The organism is Streptomyces sp. NPDC056231 (assembly GCF_048270745.1).
In the GTDB taxonomy this organism is placed as follows: Bacteria; Actinomycetota; Actinomycetes; order Streptomycetales; family Streptomycetaceae; genus Streptomyces.
Map to the genome: position 1 here is coordinate 34,670 of NZ_JBLVKW010000021.1, position 16,505 is coordinate 51,174.

The 16,505-nt window shown below is 69.9% G+C and carries 19 protein-coding genes; 13 read left to right on the top strand and 6 right to left on the bottom strand.

Annotated elements, in window-relative coordinates; all coding sequences use genetic code 11:
• Window positions 1-4 precede the first annotated feature (4 nt).
• Window positions 5-331, top strand: coding sequence for a transposase (locus tag ACNPQM_RS18410; RefSeq protein ID WP_418084827.1), 327 nt, complete (start codon window positions 5-7; stop codon window positions 329-331).
• A gap of 611 nt (window positions 332-942) precedes the next feature.
• Here ACNPQM_RS18410 and ACNPQM_RS18415 read toward each other — a convergent pair.
• Window positions 943-1,716 (bottom strand): ABC transporter permease subunit, encoded by a 774-nt coding sequence (locus ACNPQM_RS18415; RefSeq protein WP_418084828.1) that lies wholly within the window; start codon window positions 1,714-1,716, stop codon window positions 943-945.
• The gene (locus ACNPQM_RS18420) at window positions 1,713-2,633 is read right to left on the bottom strand and encodes an ABC transporter ATP-binding protein (RefSeq protein ID WP_418084829.1); all 921 of its coding nucleotides are present in this window, start codon (window positions 2,631-2,633) and stop codon (window positions 1,713-1,715) included. The genes ACNPQM_RS18415 and ACNPQM_RS18420 overlap by 4 nt, the downstream gene beginning before the upstream one ends.
• A 178-nt stretch (window positions 2,634-2,811) precedes the next feature.
• Between ACNPQM_RS18420 and ACNPQM_RS18425 the strand changes: the two genes are divergently transcribed.
• From ACNPQM_RS18425 to ACNPQM_RS18465, 9 genes are all read left to right on the top strand, one after another.
• On the top strand, window positions 2,812-4,017 hold the full coding sequence (locus ACNPQM_RS18425; protein ID WP_418084830.1) for a sensor histidine kinase: 1,206 nt from the start codon (window positions 2,812-2,814) through the stop codon (window positions 4,015-4,017).
• Entirely contained in the window at window positions 4,014-4,748 is a 735-nt protein-coding gene (locus ACNPQM_RS18430; RefSeq protein ID WP_358862261.1) for a response regulator transcription factor, read from the top strand. Before ACNPQM_RS18425 ends, ACNPQM_RS18430 begins: the two co-directional genes overlap by 4 nt.
• Before the next feature lie 49 nt (window positions 4,749-4,797).
• Window positions 4,798-4,983: a helix-turn-helix domain-containing protein gene (locus ACNPQM_RS18435; RefSeq protein WP_418084831.1), complete on the top strand. Its 186-nt coding sequence runs from the start codon at window positions 4,798-4,800 to the stop codon at window positions 4,981-4,983.
• Window positions 4,984-5,147: 164 nt separating this feature from the next.
• Entirely contained in the window at window positions 5,148-5,672 is a 525-nt protein-coding gene (locus tag ACNPQM_RS18440; RefSeq protein WP_418084832.1) for an IS30 family transposase, read from the top strand.
• Between the two features lie 592 nt (window positions 5,673-6,264).
• Window positions 6,265-6,954 (top strand): hypothetical protein, encoded by a 690-nt coding sequence (locus tag ACNPQM_RS18445; protein ID WP_418084833.1) that lies wholly within the window; start codon window positions 6,265-6,267, stop codon window positions 6,952-6,954.
• On the top strand, window positions 6,951-7,631 hold the full coding sequence (locus tag ACNPQM_RS18450) for a DUF4166 domain-containing protein (RefSeq protein ID WP_418084834.1): 681 nt from the start codon (window positions 6,951-6,953) through the stop codon (window positions 7,629-7,631). Before ACNPQM_RS18445 ends, ACNPQM_RS18450 begins: the two co-directional genes overlap by 4 nt.
• Before the next feature lie 38 nt (window positions 7,632-7,669).
• Entirely contained in the window at window positions 7,670-8,332 is a 663-nt protein-coding gene (locus ACNPQM_RS18455; RefSeq protein ID WP_418084885.1) for a TetR/AcrR family transcriptional regulator, read from the top strand.
• A 156-nt stretch (window positions 8,333-8,488) separates the two neighbouring features.
• On the top strand, window positions 8,489-9,196 hold the full coding sequence (locus ACNPQM_RS18460) for a hypothetical protein (RefSeq protein WP_358862258.1): 708 nt from the start codon (window positions 8,489-8,491) through the stop codon (window positions 9,194-9,196).
• Between the two features lie 521 nt (window positions 9,197-9,717).
• The gene (locus ACNPQM_RS18465) at window positions 9,718-11,013 is read left to right on the top strand and encodes an alpha/beta fold hydrolase (RefSeq protein WP_418084835.1); all 1,296 of its coding nucleotides are present in this window, start codon (window positions 9,718-9,720) and stop codon (window positions 11,011-11,013) included.
• A 76-nt stretch (window positions 11,014-11,089) separates the two neighbouring features.
• Here ACNPQM_RS18465 and ACNPQM_RS18470 read toward each other — a convergent pair whose 3' ends face one another.
• Window positions 11,090-11,662, bottom strand: coding sequence for a rhodanese-like domain-containing protein (locus tag ACNPQM_RS18470; protein WP_358862256.1), 573 nt, complete (start codon window positions 11,660-11,662; stop codon window positions 11,090-11,092).
• A 76-nt stretch (window positions 11,663-11,738) separates the two neighbouring features.
• Here ACNPQM_RS18470 and ACNPQM_RS18475 point away from each other — a divergent pair, with 76 nt between their 5' ends.
• On the top strand, window positions 11,739-12,017 hold the full coding sequence (locus tag ACNPQM_RS18475; RefSeq protein WP_266978054.1) for a metal-sensitive transcriptional regulator: 279 nt from the start codon (window positions 11,739-11,741) through the stop codon (window positions 12,015-12,017).
• A gap of 27 nt (window positions 12,018-12,044) precedes the next feature.
• Here ACNPQM_RS18475 and ACNPQM_RS18480 read toward each other — a convergent pair whose 3' ends face one another.
• From ACNPQM_RS18480 to ACNPQM_RS18490, 3 genes are read right to left on the bottom strand one after another with little or no spacing between them, the layout of a single operon-like run.
• On the bottom strand, window positions 12,045-12,827 hold the full coding sequence (locus tag ACNPQM_RS18480) for a sulfite exporter TauE/SafE family protein (RefSeq protein WP_418084836.1): 783 nt from the start codon (window positions 12,825-12,827) through the stop codon (window positions 12,045-12,047).
• Window positions 12,824-13,183: a rhodanese-like domain-containing protein gene (locus ACNPQM_RS18485; RefSeq protein ID WP_358862274.1), complete on the bottom strand. Its 360-nt coding sequence runs from the start codon at window positions 13,181-13,183 to the stop codon at window positions 12,824-12,826. Before ACNPQM_RS18485 ends, ACNPQM_RS18480 begins: the two co-directional genes overlap by 4 nt.
• A 49-nt stretch (window positions 13,184-13,232) precedes the next feature.
• Complete coding sequence (locus ACNPQM_RS18490; RefSeq protein WP_358862254.1) at window positions 13,233-14,645, bottom strand: MBL fold metallo-hydrolase; 1,413 nt, start codon at window positions 14,643-14,645, stop codon at window positions 13,233-13,235.
• A 400-nt stretch (window positions 14,646-15,045) separates the two neighbouring features.
• On the opposite strand from ACNPQM_RS18490, the gene ACNPQM_RS18495 reads away from it, so the two are divergent.
• Window positions 15,046-15,870: an LLM class F420-dependent oxidoreductase gene (locus ACNPQM_RS18495; RefSeq protein WP_418084837.1), complete on the top strand. Its 825-nt coding sequence runs from the start codon at window positions 15,046-15,048 to the stop codon at window positions 15,868-15,870.
• An 87-nt stretch (window positions 15,871-15,957) separates the two neighbouring features.
• Window positions 15,958-16,386, top strand: a complete 429-nt coding sequence (locus ACNPQM_RS18500) for a TIGR03668 family PPOX class F420-dependent oxidoreductase (RefSeq protein WP_418084838.1) — start codon at window positions 15,958-15,960, stop codon at window positions 16,384-16,386.
• The last annotated feature ends 119 nt before the right edge of the window (window positions 16,387-16,505 follow it).

Consider the following 16,505-nt stretch of genomic DNA (forward strand, 5'->3'; position numbering starts at 1 on the left):
CGGCGTGGAACGCCAAGGAAGACCTCTTGGACCTGCTTGCCACCGTCCGGACCGGGAACAGGTCCGCGATCTGCTGTACCGGTTCTACCGACGCTGCGCCGACGCCGGCCTTCCCGAACTGCAGCGCCTGGCCACAACCGTCGAGACGTGGTGGCCAGCGATCCTGGCGTTCCTGCACACCGGGATCACCAATGCCGGCTCCGAAGGCACCAACCGGGTCATCAAGACCGTCGCCCGCGACGCCTACGGCTTCCGCAACCCCGTCAACCAGCGCTTACGCACCCGCTGCGCGACCACCCGTCGAACCCGTGGACACCTCGATGCCCGCTAATTTCGTTGAGCCCGCACCCTGCAATCGTGTTGGCTAGTGCTGTGACCGGATTGGTTCGCCGGGTCGGCGGTTGGAGCGGTTGGAAGGTGGAAGCTGCAGTAGATCAATTACGCCGCGTGCCCGGCGGACGGCATCGAGCACGGCGGGACGGCGGGGCACTCTTATTCCTGGCGTGTCGTATTCCTCGCCTCAGCCGCGCTTCATGCTCGACGTCGGGGACCTGGCCAGGGGTAGCCGAGCTGATCGGCAAACTCCTTCGAACCGCCGCAAACCTCGGCGACCTCGCGGGGATCTTCGGCCATGAGACGCGCCTCGAGGCGCTCTGCCTGCGAGGACTGGTGCGGGCAGGTCACCGGCGAGCGCGACCAAGGCCGCGTTCCGGGCCGGTCTGGTGTCGATGCCGTGGGGCAGGAGTTTCGAGCTGAGGCCGGTCTGCGAGGTGGGGCGGCCGGGGAAGAGGCCGGTGGAAGGCATGGGCGACGCCGGCCTCGTACCGGTCGAGGCCGACGTCGACAGCGGCGGTGGGGTCGGTGATGGCCTGCTCGTATCGGCCGGCCTGCCGTTGGGCTTCCCCACAGGACCTGGCCACGTGGGACCGACTGATTGTCCCGTCAGGCGTCCTGTCGGCGCAGTACCAGGTAGCCGCTGATCAGGGCGGCGGCCGTCCAGGCCAGCAGGATGGCGAGAGCCGCCCCCGATCCGTAACCGGGTCCGTAGCGTCCGTCGTTGGACGGCCCGGCGATGTGCATCAGTTCCAGGCCGGCCTGGTCGGGCAGATACCGCAGGACGGGCTTCAGAGCGGGGATGTTGCCGAGCCCCTGGGAGCCGAGGAACAACAGCGGGAGCAGGATGCCCATCGAGATCGCCGAACTGCGCACGACGGTCGCGATCCCCATGGAGAAGACGCAGATCAGGGTGAGGTAGACGACGGCCCCGGCGAGCGCGGCCGGCACTCCGTCCGCGGTGAGGTCGGTTCCGTACGGGCCAAGCGCCGCCTGTGCCGCGACGAACGTGATGAGGACGATCACCATCGAGGCGGTGAGGGCCGTCAGAGTGCCGGCCAGCACCTTGCCGCCGTAGAACAGACCACGTCCCGGCACCGCGGCCAGCGAGGTCCGGATCGATCCGGACGAGTACTCGGCACCGACGAGCAGGACACCGAACACGACGAGGGCGAGCTGCCCGAGGGTCACGCTGTACAGGGCGGCGACCAGCGGATTGAAGTTGACGACGTGCTCGATGTTGTTGCGCCAGTTGGACGCGACGAGCGTGCCGATGCCTGTGCTGAGCACGAAAGCCAGCAGCAAGGTGTAAGCGGTCGAGCGCACGGTCCACACCTTGGTCCATTCGGCGGCGAGCACCGCCCGGGGCGAGTTGCTGGTCATCGCTGTGCTCCTCCCGGCTGCTCCGCCCGGTACTCGACCGCGTCGGCGGTCAGCCGCATGAACGCCTCTTCCAGCGATGCGTGACTTCGTGCCACCTCGTGCACCGGCACCGCGTGGGCCCCGACCAGTTCACCGATCCGCTCCGGGCCGGCGGCCGCACTCAGGCTCCCGTCCGCGCATTCGGTGACCTCGATCCCAGCGTCGGCCAGCACGTCGCGCAGCCGCTGCGGTTCCGGAGTGCGCACTCGCACCCCTGCTTCCGTGTGTTCGTCGATGAACTCGGTCATGCCGGTGTCCGCGAGGAGCCGGCCGCGGCCGATCACGACCAGATGATCGACGGTGAGTGCCGCCTCACTCATCAGGTGACTGGAGATCAGCACGGTGCGCCCTTCGGCCGCCAGGTCCCGCAGGAGGCGCCGGATCCACAGGACGCCCTCCGGATCGAGGCCGTTGACCGGCTCGTCGAGCACCACGACGGCCGGCTCGCCGAGCAACGCAGCGGCGATTCCCAGTCGTTGGGCCATACCCAGCGAGAACGTCCCCATCCGTTGGCGCGCGGCGCTCGCCAGCCCGGCCAGCTCGATCACCTCGTGCACGCGGCGTGCCGGGATCCGGTTGCTCCGGGCCAGACACCGCAGATGGTTCAGCGCGGTCCGGCCGGGGTGCACGGCCCTGCTGTCGAGCAGAGCGCCCACCGTACGCAGCGGATCGCGCAGCTGTCGGTACGGCGCGCCATCGATCCGCACCTCGCCGGCGGTCGGGCGGTCCAGGCCCAGCATCATGCGCATCGTGGAGGACTTTCCGGCGCCGTTGGGGCCGAGGAATCCGGTCACCAGGCCGGGCCGTACCCGGAAGCTGAGCCCGTCCACCGCCGTGGTGTTCCCGTAACGCTTGGTCAGGTCGGTCGCTTCGATCATGTCGGCGATGTTCCGGGACGAGAGGCCGCTGCCACATCCGGCCCAGGGCCTACCGCCTTTCCTCCACCCACGGGTGGAGGGGGCCGGCATAGGAGCCTGTGCCTCCGCCCCTGGAAGGAGCGCCAGGTTCAACTGCCGGACGGAGGTGGCGGGCCCTGCGCCTGGATAGGGTCGAGAGGTGCGAGCAAGTACTACTGAGGTGGACCCGGACTATCATCTGATCCTGGCCCGGCGGCTGAGCCGACGCCAACACATCGCTCTGGACTGCGTGTTCGTATTCGCCTACGCGGCCGCGCTGTTGCTGACCGGCTCGACAGATGCGCCGTCGTCCACGGCACCCTCCCCGGCCCCGGTGCCGTGGGAGCGGCTCGTACTCATCGCGGCGGCCACCGCGCCCGTCGCCGTGCGGCGGATCTGGCCGTTGCCCGTGTTCGTGTTCGTGCTGGCGGTGACCGTCGTCGCCGTAGTGCGGGACGCCACCTGGGACCCGTTCCTGGCGGCGGCGTTCGCCATGTACACCGTCGCCCTCACGGTGCCGTCACAACGTTGGTGGCAGCGGTGGCTGCCCGGACTGGCGCTGGCGACCCTGTCCCTGGCCGGTGCCGCCGGAGCGACGCACGCGGACGACGCATACTGGTGGCGCGGCGGCCCGGGGCTGCTGCTGCTCGGCTTCACCGCGCTGCTCGGCGCCTGGCAGCTGGGACGGACCGCGCGGCAGAGACGCGCGTTCGCCATTCGGGCGGTGGAGCAGCTCGCGCAGCGAGCCGTCACGGAAGAACGCCTGCGGGTCGCCCGCGAACTGCACGACGTCGTCACCCACAGCATGGGCCTGATCGCGGTCCAGGCCGGTGTCGCCAACCATGTCCTGCACGCCAGACCGCAGGAGGCGCACGACGCGTTGCAGGTCATCGAACGCACGAGCCGCACCGCACTGAACGACATGCGCCGGATGCTCGGTGTGCTGCGCACCCCCGAAGGCGAGCGGAAGCCGGCCTCTCTCGGCCCGGTCCCCGGCGCTGCCGCACTTCCCGAACTCGTCGGGCAGGCCGGTGCGCAGCTGACGATGCGCGGTGTCGAGAACCTGCCCGACGGAGTCGCTCTGGTCGTCTACCGAATAGTCCAGGAGGCGCTCACCAACGTCGCCAAGCACGCCGCCCCGGACTCCCGTTGCCAGGTGGAGGTCGTCGCGAACGGCCGCGACGTCCGGATCGACATCACCGACGACGGGGGAGGCCGGGCGCCCCTGACGAAGACGACCGGCGGCCATGGCATCGTCGGCATGCGCGAGCGCGTCGCCATGTACGGCGGGACCCTCACCACCGGACCGCGTCCGGAGGGCGGCTTCGCGGTGCACGCGTCCCTGCCGTACGAGGAGAGCACATGACCAGGCCCGCCGGCTCGCCCGCCGAACCGCCCGCTCTTCCGTCCGGGGATCCGGTCCGGGTCCTGATCGCCGACGATCAGGCCCTGCTGCGCGGCAGCCTCCGCGTGCTCGTCGATGCCGAACCCGGCCTGGTGACCACATCGGAGGCGGCGAACGGGACGGAGGCGGTGCGCTGCGCCCGGCAGGACCCGCCGGACGTGATCCTGATGGACGTACGGATGCCCGGGATGGACGGCATCGAGGCGACCCGGCAGATCTGCGGTTCTCCCGGCACCGCGAACGTCAAGGTGCTCATGCTGACGATGTTCGACCTGGACGAGTACGTCTATGCCGCGCTGCGGGCCGGCGCGAGCGGCTTCCTGCTCAAGGACACGCCGCCCGGCGAACTGATCGCGGCGATACGGGTCGTGGCCGGAGGCGATGCGCTGCTGGCACCGGCCGTGACGCGGCGCCTGATCGCGGAATTCGCGCATCGCCCACAGCCCTCGCAATCACTGCCGCACACCCTGGACGGTGTGACCGGGCGCGAGCGCGAAGTCCTCATCCTCATCGCCCGCGGCCTGTCCAACACCGAGATCGCCGAACGGTTGTACCTCGGTATCGCCACCGTGAAGACCCATGTCGGCCATCTGCTCACCAAGCTCGACTGCCGCGACCGCGCGCAGTTGGTGATCGTCGCGTACGAGAGCGGCCTGGTCACGGTAGTACGCCCACCGGCGATCGGTCCTTGAAGACCGGGACGAGATCTGGAGACGCTGGCGCGAAGGGCAGTCGTTCAGCTTGACCGGGCGGGCACTCGGGGCACCGATGCACCACGTCCGCCAGTTCCTGTACCAGAGCGGCGGCGTCCGCCTCACTCCGCAGACGCGGTCAGAGCGGCATCTGAGCGGCAGCGAGCGCGAGGAGATATCCCGTGGCATCGCCGCCGGTGAATCGGCCCGCCAGTTGGCCAAGTTTTCCTGGTGACGCCTCGATGCAGATCTCGCACGAAGCGGTCTACCTCTCGTTCTACGACCCTCGCCGGCGCCAGGCGATCGACCGCAGCCTCACCCAACGGCTGCGGTCAGGCAGGCCCATGCGTCGTCGGAAGATCGCCCGCCGGCCCACTGGGCGGGGACATCATCCGCGGCATGGTGTCCATCACCGCCCGCCCCGCCGAGGTCGAGGACCGCAAGGTTCCCGGCCACTGGGAGGGCAACCTCGTGATGGGCACCCGGCCCTCGGCCGTCGCCACGCTCGTCGAGCGCACCAGCCGCTATACGGCCATCGTTGCGCTGCCCGACGGCATCAAGGTCGAGCAGGTCACTCCACACCTCACCAGGAGTCTCCTCGGCATCCCGCCCCAGCTACGACGAACGCTCACCTGGGACCGGGGCCGGGAGATGGCCGAGCACCAGGCCATCACCACCGAGACCGGGATGCCGATCTACCTCTGCAAGCCGCGCAGCCCGTGGCAGCGCGACACCAACGAGAACACCGACCGGCTGCTTCGGCAGTACCTGCCCAAGGGCGCGGACCTCCGCACGTTCAACCAGGCCGACCTGGACGCAATCGCCCACGAGCTCAACCATCGCCCGCGCAAGATCCATGGCTATCGCACCCCGGCAGAGGTCTACGCTGACCTCCTGAACAGCGTTAATGCGCTGACCGCTTGAGCTCGCCACCGTTTGTGAGAAGAGTTCGGCGCCTCGGGGCGCCTGAGGCGCCGAACTCCAGTCAGGTGTCGCGCGCTGCCGTCACTGCCGGTCGAGGACGGCAGCGGCCTGGTCCAGGATGTGGTGCCCGATACCGTGAGCGCGGACAACGGAAGAGGGGCCCGGTGGTACGGAAGCTCGACCCGGAGATCGCGCGGAAGCGGATGATCAGCTACGGCATGGAACCGACTGCGCCGTATCCCGGGCGCATCGACGCCCCGTGGCCAGGTATCTGTCTGAAGTGTAAGCAGCCCGGAAGCCCAACGCTGAGCAACGCGAAACGCCAAGGCGTCTGCGCGCCCTGCGGAAAGGCTCGGGCTGCTGAGGCCCTGCGGCTTCCTCTCTCTGACGTAGTACGTGCGGAGCTGAAGGCGTGCCACGCCTTCCTCGACGCGGGCGACACCCTCGTTGTCCCCTACCTCAACTACTCACGCGCGAGCACCTCATGCGCGGCTGCCACCTCTTGAGCAATCGCTCAACTCCCTGTTACCGTCCGCGTCGAGAGCAGGTTGAGCGGTCGCTCAAATGCTGTGGGACGGGGGGCGGGAACGGGATGAGGCTGTATGTCGAGACGCGCATTCGCGCAGACCTTGAAGACCTTTGGGAGCAGACCCAGAATCCTGCACAGCACCAGCGGTGGGATCTCCGTTTCACCGAGATCGTCTGTCTGCCGGGCGGGCCCAGTGATGCCCAACGGTTCCGCTACGCGACCCGCGTGCTCCCCTTCCTGACCGTCACGGGCACTGGCATCAGTGCGGGCGAGCACCGTCGGGCAGACGGTGAGCGGGTCTCGGCGTTGCGGTTCGCATCGGCCCACCCACTCTCCCTGCTGGCCGATGGCAGTGGCTACTGGCGCTATGTACCGACACCGGACGGCATCCGCTTCCTGACCGGCTACGACTACAGGACGCGTTGGGGTCGCCCCGGGGCCGGCGTGGACCGGCTGGTCTTCCGGCCCCTGATGGGCTGGGCCACCGCCTGGTCCTTCGACCGGCTGCGGCTCTGGTGCGAACGCGGCATCAGCCCTGCCCGCTCGCTCTGGCACGCGCTCGCCGAGCTCGGCGTACGGCTGCTGGCCGTCCTGTCGCTACTGCCTTTCGGACCCGTCGCCGCGTTCGTTGCCGTCATGGCCTCGCTCCTGCTGCCGCCCCTGCCCACTACGCCCGCGGCGCGTCGCTGTCTGCGCAGGCCTCCGGCCCGGACCGCCACTCCCACCCTCCTCGCCCGTCTGGAGCGTCCATGACTTCGATCTTCCGCCTTGCCATGGGTCTTGACTTCGACCGGCTGCATCCCCAGTTGCAACGGCGCTTCTCGGTCGGCCTGGAGAGCGGGGAGGCGTGCATCGGCCACGGTGTCATGGACCGGATCTGGCACGGGCGGCCGTTCGTGAAGCCGTTCCTTGCCCTCGGCGGCACGCGCAACGTCCTCGTTCCCCGGACCGGCCGTCACATCCCCTTCACGATAGAGAACGTGCCGTACACCGACTCCTTCGGCCGCGAGACCGTCACCTTCGTGCGCACGTTCGCGCTGCCCGGCGGAACGCGCAGGTTCGACGCCACCATGGTCCACAGCCCCGAACGGTCCTGTGTCCTGGACTATCTCGGCACCCACCAGCATCTCGCCAGCGATCTCTGGCTGAGCGCCGAGCCCGACGGTTCTCTTCTGATCCGATCCGGCGAACACCGGTTCCGGGAGGGGCCGTTCGATCTGAGGGTCCCAGAAGTTCTCGGAGGCGACGCCGAGGTGCGCGAATCCTTCGACGACATGACCGGCCGGTTCCGTATTCGGGTGGCGGTGACCAACAGGCGCTTCGGCCCATTGTTCGGATACGAGGGGACGTTCCGCGCCCATTATGTCGACGCCCGTCGGCACGGCGTCCGCGCGGACCTGCGCCCCGTACGGGAAGAGGCGCGGGCGTGACCGGTGCGACCGATGGCCAGGACACCCGGACGAAGCTCATGGAAGGCGCTCTGAACACGCTCTCCGAGCACGGTATCGCCAAGACCTCTGCCCGCTCCGTCGCGGCCGCCGCGGGGGTCAACCAGGCTCTGGTCTTCTATCACTTCGGCTCCGTCGACGAACTTCTGGCAGCAGCTTGCCGCTATGGGGCCGAACAGCGTGTGGCCCGCTATCGCGACCGCCTGGCTTCCGTCAGCTCTCTCACCGAACTCCTCCAGTGCGGGCGCGAGTTGCATGCCGAGGAGCGGGCGGGTGGCCACGTCGCCTTCCTCGCTCAGCTCCTGGCCGGCGCCCAGACCCAACCGCGCCTCGCTCAGGCAACCGCGGCCGGACTGAAGCTGTGGACCGACGAGATCGAGAAGGTTCTGACCCGGGTCCTTGGCTGCACCGTGCTCGCCGACTTCACCGACCCGGCCGGTCTGGCCCGGACGGTGGCGGCGTCGTTCGTCGGTCTGGAACTGTACGAAGGGGTCGACCATGACGGCGCCGAACAGGCACTCGATGCGTTGGAGCAGCTCGCCACCCTGGTCAACGTCCTGGAAGAACTCGGGCCTGTGGCTCAACGAACCGTGCGGCACAGGATTCGACACACCATGCGGCGCACCAGCACCTCGCGAGCCGTGAAGGACGAGCAGGGGCCGCGGATCCGCCGACCCGACTGACGTAGGAGTTCGGGCTGCCGCTTCTCGTTCGTACGCCCGGTCGGCCCCTTGGTGTCACACCTTCGATATGCCCGATATGACAGCTAATCGGGCCATCAGTACGTTTCATCACAGGTCGGCTGTACGGCCGGCGCCTCTGAGACAGGAAGAAGTGACATGACCACGCGCAACTTCGCTGTGACCGCCGCCGTCGTAGGCGCATCGGTCCTTGCCGTCACCGGCATCACCTATGCCTCGGCCGACGGATCCACCCAGGCCGCCCCGCCCGTCCAGAAGGCCGCTCCGTCCGAATCGTCCGTTCCGAAGGCCGCCCCGCCCGTCCAGAAGGCCGCCCCGTCCGTCCCGAAGTCCGTGCCGTCCGCCCCGAAGGGCGACCCTGCCGGGACGCTCCCCGATGGAGGCAATGGATACGGGAATGGAGGCGGCGGCCGTGATAACGGGGGCCGTGATGACGGGGGTAGCGACTATGGGGGCCGCGATGACGGGGGTAGCGACTACGGGGGCCGCGACGATGAGGGCCGTGATGACGGGGGTCGCGGCTACGGCGGACGTGACCGGGGCTACGGCCGTGGGGACGAAGGAAGAATCCAGTTCAACGATCGGACGTACTCCGCCGCCTCCGAGGGCTGCATCACCGCGGCCAGCGGACTGGGCTCAACCAGCTTCAGCATCAGCAACGACAGCTGGAAGACCGTTCAGGTCTACCGAGGGTCCACCTGCGACAACGGCGCTCCGGTCGCTACCGTCGGTCCGCACGGTGCCACCCACGGCGTCGTGACCCCCACGGTCGAGGGCGGCTTGTTCGCCAACGATGCCACCGTGGGTAGTTTCCTGGTGATGGGTGACCGCTACGACAGCTGGTAACACCGCACCCGCATCACTTGGAACCCGCGGTCCGTCGGAATCGGTCCGGGGCTTCCGGGAGGTCGGCCAGGGCCAGCAAGGGGCGTCGCGTCGGACAAGGACGTCGCCGCCAGGTCCCGGCCGGCAGCCGGTGCGCCGTCAACTCCGACGCCAGGAACCCCCCGGGGCAGAGCTGGGTAGGTCGATGGCAGAGGGGTGGACAGGCACTCGAGGCTCCTGGTGGAAGACGTTGCTCGGCAACTCATCCACCGGGAGCTTCGTCACGTCCCCCGGGAACCCCTTGTGCCCACGGCGCGAGGCTCTCGTGGGAACGGAGCAGTGCGCCTCGTCGCGGTACCAGACGGTCGGGCAGTGGGCGACCAGCGACCGTCCCCTCGCCTGCTCGGCCGGCAGCTGCCGGACATGGCGGGAGCCCGACCCGGCTCGGTGCTGACCGCCGGGGCGTCGCACACGGGCCGGGGCTGTCGGAGTCATGGGCGTGTGCTGAACTGTCGGTGATACGTCTGATTCAGGAGCACCTTTTGACCAGTTACCGGCAGCCCGGCGTCGTTCTCACCGACCGTTATTTCACCGTCCCGCTCGACCACGCAGAGCCGGGCGGCGAGCAGATCGAGATCTTCGGCCGGGAGGCCGTCGCGAGCGGCAAGGTCGACGACGAGCTGCCGTGGCTGGTGTACCTGGAGGGCGGACCCGGCTTCGGTGCCCGTCGTTTCGTCGGTACGGAGGCCTGGCTGGGGCGGGCGGTGAAGGAGTTCCGGGTGCTGCTGCTCGACCAGCGCGGCACCGGGCTGTCCACACCGGCCAACCGGCAGACTCTTCCGCTGCGCGGCGGCCCCCGTGAGCAGGCTGACTATCTCGCCCACTTCCGGTCCGACAACATCGTGCGCGACTGTGAGCGGATCCGGCCGCAGCTGACCGGCGGCGCCCCGTGGACCGTGCTCGGCCAGTCGTTCGGCGGCTTCTGCGCGGTCCGCTATCTGTCGGTTTCCCCCGAGGGGCTCGAGGCCGTCCTGATCACCGGCGGACTGCCCTCGCTCGACGCCCACGCCGACGACGTGTACCGGGCCGCTTACCCGCGGATCGAGCGGAAGGTCGCCGCCCACTACGCCCGCTACCCGCAGGACGTCGAGCGCGCCCGTGAGATCGCCGGGTATCTCCTGGAGCACCGCCCGGAGAGTGCCGGACACCGCCTGACGCCCGAGGGATTCCAGTCCCTCGGCATCATGCTGGGTGGCGAAAGCGGCAGCCATCAGCTGCACTACCTGCTGGAGAACGCCTTTGTCCGTACGCCGCTGGGCACCGAGCTGTCCGACACGTTCCAGGAGGCCGTGCGCACCGCCAACTCGTTTGCGGGCCACCCGCTGTACGCCCTGATGCACGAGGCGATCTACGGCCAGGGCAAGGAGCCCACCGGCTGGTCCGCCGAGCGGGTCCGCGCCGAATTCACGCAGTTCGACGCCGCCACCGCCCTGGCCGGCGACGCGCCCGTGCTCTTCACCGGCGAGAGCATCCACCCCTGGCACTTCGATGTGGACCCGGCCCTGCGTCCGCTGCGTGAGACCGCCGAACTGCTCGCCTCCCGCACCGACTGGCCCGAGCTGTACGACACCGAGCGGCTCGCCGCCAATGACGTACCAGTGGCCGCGGCTGTCTATCACGACGACATGTACGTCGACACCGAGCACGCACTGCGCACCGCCGCGGCGATTCGCGGGCTGCGCACCTGGGTGACGAACGAGTTCGAGCACGACGGGCTGCGCGCCGGGGGACCGCGGGTGCTGGACCGGCTGCTCGCGCTTGTCCGGGGAGAGCTCTGACCTGCTCGTTCACGGCAGGAGCCGGTCACGCTGGTGGCGTGACCGGCTCCTGCCGTACGGGTACGTCCCGACCGCTTCAGCCCTGCAGGGCGTCCAGCGTGGCGTCGAAGTCCGCAGTCGAGCGTGGGGCCCGGTTGTGCGGCAGCTTCGACAGGACGGCGGCCATTCCGCAGGTGTTGGTGACCGCGGAGAAGACCAGACCGGAGCCGACGCCGGCCGAAAGCCAGCGTGCGGCCGGGAAACGCCGGCTCGCGAGCAGACCGGCCACCACGAGCGAACCGGCCGCGAACCGGACCTGACGCTCCATCGGCCAGATGGCCCGGGCGCCGGCGGGACGGTCCAGGTCGTGGCCCTCGCCCTCCCACGCGGAGGTGCCGCCGGACAGCGTGACGGCGTCGATGTCTGCCGCGGCGAGAATGTCGCAGGCCCGGGTGGAACGCACTCCGGAGGCGCACACCAGGAGCAGGGATCCGCGGGCCGCCGCCGCCTTCAGGGCGGGCAGCGCCTCTTCGAGACGGTCAAGTGGGATGTTCAGCGCCCCGGGCACGTGCCCGGAGGTGTACTCGCCCGGAGCTCGCACGTCGATGACGGTGAACTCCGTGATCCGGGCTGCGGCCTGGGCGGGGGAGAGGGAGGCGGGGCTGGTCACGAGGGGTGGTTCCTTTCGTTTCCGGGGCGTACCACGGAGAGGTAGGATACCCCTTGGGGTATCCGGAGGAGGATGTGTGGAAATAGACATGGCGGCCGACGAACTGAAGTCGGTACTCAACCGCCTTCGCCGCGCTCAGGGCCAGCTTGCCGCGATCATCAGGATGATCGAGGAGGGCAGGGACTGCGAGGACGTCATCACGCAGATGGCAGCCGTTTCGCGCGCGCTCGACCGGGCCGGTTTCGCGATCATCGCGACGGGCCTTCAGCACTGCATGGCCGACGACGGCGCAGAACCGGCCGACCGGGACCAGATGCGCGCCCGGCTGGAGAAGCTCTTCCTCTCGCTGGCCTGAGCCCGGATCCGGGGTCGGTGCCGTGGCTCAGGCCACGGCATCGACCAGCATGAATAGAGCCACGGCGAGCAGCGCAGCGCCGAAGATCCGCTGGAGCGCGGTTGTGGACACCTTGGTGGCCAGCCGTTTCCCGTCCCATGCGCCGAGGATGGCCGCCGCCGTGAACGGGGCGATCACCGCCCAGTCCAGCGAGGTGGGCGTGGTGAGGCGGGTGGCCAGGGCGGCCGTGGAGTTCACCGTGATGACGAGCAGGCTGGTGCCGACCGCCGCCGTCATGGGCACGGCTAGGACGGTGACCAGCGCGGGTACGGCGAGAAATCCTCCGCCGACCCCGAGGAACCCGGTCACGGCGCCGAGACCGGCCCCGGCGCGGACGACCCGCCCGGCGCCTGTACGGTCAGCGGGGCCCTGGACATTCGGCACGGGCGAAGCCGCCTCGTGCCGCGCAGGCGCCCGCGGCCGGATCATCCGCACTGCCGCCACCACGGCGAGCACCGCGAACGCTGCTGTCAGTACACCCGCCGGAATCCGGACCGACAGCGCCCCGGCCACCGCCGCCGGCACGATGCCGGCCACCGCGAAGAGGCCGCCGGTCCGCCAGCGGACGTGACCGTCCCTGGCGTGCGCGACCAGTCCGGTCAGGGAGGTCGCGATGACGATGAGCAGAGCTGCGGTGGTGGCCGCGGCCGGGGTGAATCCGAGCAGATAGATCAGCGCGGGAACGGCGAGGACGCTGCCGCCGCCGCCCAGCCCGCCCAGTGCCAGACCGACCACGGCACCGGCGGTCAGGGCCAGGATGAGGGTGCTCATGCGACGGTGCCCGCCGCTCCGTGACGGTCCCGGACAGGCAGCCCCTCGGCCGCCCAGGCGGTCATGCCGCCGGTGACATCGACGGCCTCGGTGCCGCGTCCGGCGAGGATGCGGGCGGCCTGCCGGCTCCGGTTGCCGGAACGGCAGATGACCACCACGGGGCGGCCCGCTGCCGAAGCGGGCAGCGCCTGCCCGGCGGCCAGCCGGGAGAGCGGCAGATGGACGGCGCCCGGGGCGTGACCGGCCTTCCACTCGGGGGTTTCGCGTACGTCGAGCAGAACCGCCGCACCGTCGGCGGTCCGGCGGAGGGCCTCGGCCGGGGTGACACGGCCGGGGCCGCGCCCGAAGAAGGACATCAGGGAAGACATGGGGAAGTGCTCCAGAAGTGCGGGACGGGGAAAACGGTTATGCGGTGGCCGATGCTGTGCCGGTCGTTCCGTCGGGGGCACCGGCTGCCGGATCCGCGAGCGTCAGGCCGGCGGCCTCGGCCGCGCCGAACCCGTCGTCGACTGCCACGACCTCGCGCCCGGCGGCGTCCAGCAGAGACGCCGCGATCGCCGCCCGCATCCCGCCTGCGCAGTGCACCCACACCACTCCGCCCGGCACCTCGGCCAGCCGCTTGGGCAGTTCGTGCACCGGAATGTGCACCGACCCGGCCAGCGCACCGGTGCGGCGCTCGGCATGCCTGCGGACATCGAGAACCACCGGCTGTTCGCCGCGCTCGCGAGCCGCGGCCAGCCCCGCGAAGTCCGACCTGCGGAACGAGCGCAGCTCTTCCCCCGTGCGGACCCAGGACCGCGGGTCACCGGTCGCCGCGGCCACCGGGCGGCCGATGCCCACCCGGGTCAGCTCGCGCTGGGCGTGCGCGACGTCGGCGGCGCTGCTCGCCAGCAGGGTGACGGGCCTGCCCCACGGGATCAGCCAGGCGAGATAGGTGGCGAGCTGCCCCTCGCCCTCGAAGTTGAACGAACCCGCGACATGCCCCTCGGCGAACGCCACCCGGCTGCGCAGATCCACCACCCACTCACCCGCGGCCAGCCGTTGCGCGATCTGTTCGGCGTCCGCCGGGGCAGGCGGGGTCAGATCGACCGGATCGGGACCCGCGGCGTTGGCCGGGCCCATGTGCGCGTAGTAGGCGGGGACGTCGTCCAGTCCGGCGAGCAGTTCGGCGACGAACGTGTCCACATCCTTGACGAGCGCGTCGTTACGGGCCCGCTCGGCGCCGATCGTCGTGGTGGTCCCGTCGGCCTGTGCGGCGGAACAGAAGCTGCCGAAGCCGTGGGTCGGCAGCACGGGAACGGCGTCGTCGAGCTCGTCGGCGAGCCGGTGCGCGGAGGCGTGCTGGGCACGGGCCAGCGCTGCGGTCAGCCGGGGCTCCACCAGGTCGGGCCGGCCCACGCTGCCGATCAGCAGCGAACCGCCGGTGAAGGCGGCCACCGCGCGGCCGTCCTCCTCGAGTACGTACGAGGTGTGGTGCGGGGTGTGGCCGGGGGTGGCCATCGCGCGAAGCGTCAGGCCCTCGTCGACCGGGGCGGTGTCCCCGTCGGCGACCGGAACCCGGTCGAAGGAGACCAGTGCGGCGGCGGGTACCAGGTACTGGGCCCCGGTGACACGCGCCAGCTCCAGGCCGCCCGTCACGTAGTCGTTGTGCAGATGTGTCTCCACGACCAGAGCGATCCGCACGCCGCGCCGTGCTGCCGCGGCGATGACCCGGTCGATGTCGCGAGGCGGGTCCACCACCAGCGCGGAGTGCCGGCCGCCCGTCAGATAGCTGCGGTTGCCGAGGCCGGCGGTCTCCAGGGTGTCGACGAAGAACACGGCATGACTCCTTCGGTTCAGTTTACCCCGGGGGGTATCTCTCATCAAGATTAGCATTTATACCCAGGGGGGTATTTACCGATTCCGGTGTGACGTACGGAACGACAGATGGCTGTCGTCCGCCCTGCCCTGCCCGGCCCTGCGGCGCGAGTGCGCGGGCACCCGCGCGCGGACGTCGGCACGGGGCCATCGGGACACACCACGCCGGCGGTTTCGGGGCGGGCGGGTCCTCCGAGGCGCATCCGGAGGTCCGCGACGCGTTCCTGCGAACCGCGGAGCCCGGAACCGCGCGCCGTGCTGGTTCTCCCGGGTGGTCATGGGAGCGGGATCGCCCGGGGCGGGTAGTCAACAAATCTGTGCCACCCGTTCCTTCCCGTTATCAAGCCTCGACGGAGCCGCCGTGAAATTCGGAGTCTCGACCTTTATCACCGACCAGGGCATCAGTCCGACCTCGCTCGGAACAGCCCTGGAGGAACGTGCTTTCGACTCGTTGTTCATCGCCGAGCACTCCCACATCCCGGCCGACCGTCAGACGCCCTACCCGGGCGGTGGTGAGCTGCCGGAGATGTACTACCGCACCCTTGACCCCTTCGTGGCCCTGACCGCGATCGGCGTGGTGACCGAGCGGCTGCTGCTGGGCACCGGCATCGCGCTGATTCCGCAGCGCGACCCGATCATCACCGCGAAGGAAGTCGCTTCGCTGGATCTGCTCTCCGGCGGCCGGGTGATTTTCGGCGTCGGTGTCGGCTGGAACCGTGAGGAGATGAGAAACCACGGCACGGACCCTTCGACCCGTGGCCGGCTGTCCGACGAGCGGCTGCGCGCCATGCGAGAGCTGTGGACCGCGGAGAAGGCCGAGTTCCACGGCGAGTTCGTGAACTTCGATCCGGTCTTCTCATGGCCCAAACCCGTGCAGCGCCCCCATCCGCCGATCTACGTCGGCGGTGGTGAGGGCGCGTTCCCGCGGGTGGCGCAGCTCGGAGACGCGTGGCTGGCCAACAGCGCGTCGCCGCAGGAGCTCGGCCCACAGATCGAGCGGCTGCGCGCACGTGCCGAACGAGAGGTGCCGGTGACGGTGTACGCGGCTCCCGACGACCCCGAGAAGATCGAGGGCTACGGCCGTCTGGGTGTCGAACGGCTGCTGTTCTACGTGCCGACGATGCCCGAACGGGAGACGCTGGAGTACCTCGACGGGTTGGCCCAAGTGGCTGCCCGGTACCGCTGAGACGCTGGAAACCGCTGAGCCCAGGGATGAGGTGCCGATCCGGAAACCGCTACCACCGTAACCTCCGCGACCGCCGTAAGGAGTGCGATGCCCACGCTGACGAGTGCTGAGGCACGTGAGCGGTTCGCCGCGGCCCGCATCGCCCACCTCGCGACGACCGACGCGGACTCTCGCCCGCACCTGGTGCCGGTGGTGTTCGCCCTGGACGGCGACACGGTGATGCTGGTCGTGGACCACAAGCCGAAGCGGACGATGCGGCTGAAACGCCTGGCCAACATCGCCGCCAACCCATCGGTCTGCCTGCTCGCCGACCACTACGAGGAGGACTGGGAACGGCTGTGGTGGGTGCGGGCCGACGGTGAGGCCCGCGTACTCCCTCCGCCGGACCGCTTCCCCGAGGCCGCCCGCCGCGTCGGCCTGCTCACGGCGAAATACCGGCAGTACGCCGACTGCCCTCCCGGCGGACCGATGGTCGAAGTCTCGGTGCTGCGTTGGAGTGGCTGGCGCGCGTCCTGAGCCGCGTGGCCATGCGACGGGGCGGTTCTCGGCCCATCTCGCCGGAGCCTGGCCGCTCGCTGCGTTGTCGGGGTCGCCCCGATATGCCCGGTATCGGGGCGACCCTCCGCTTTCGGTCG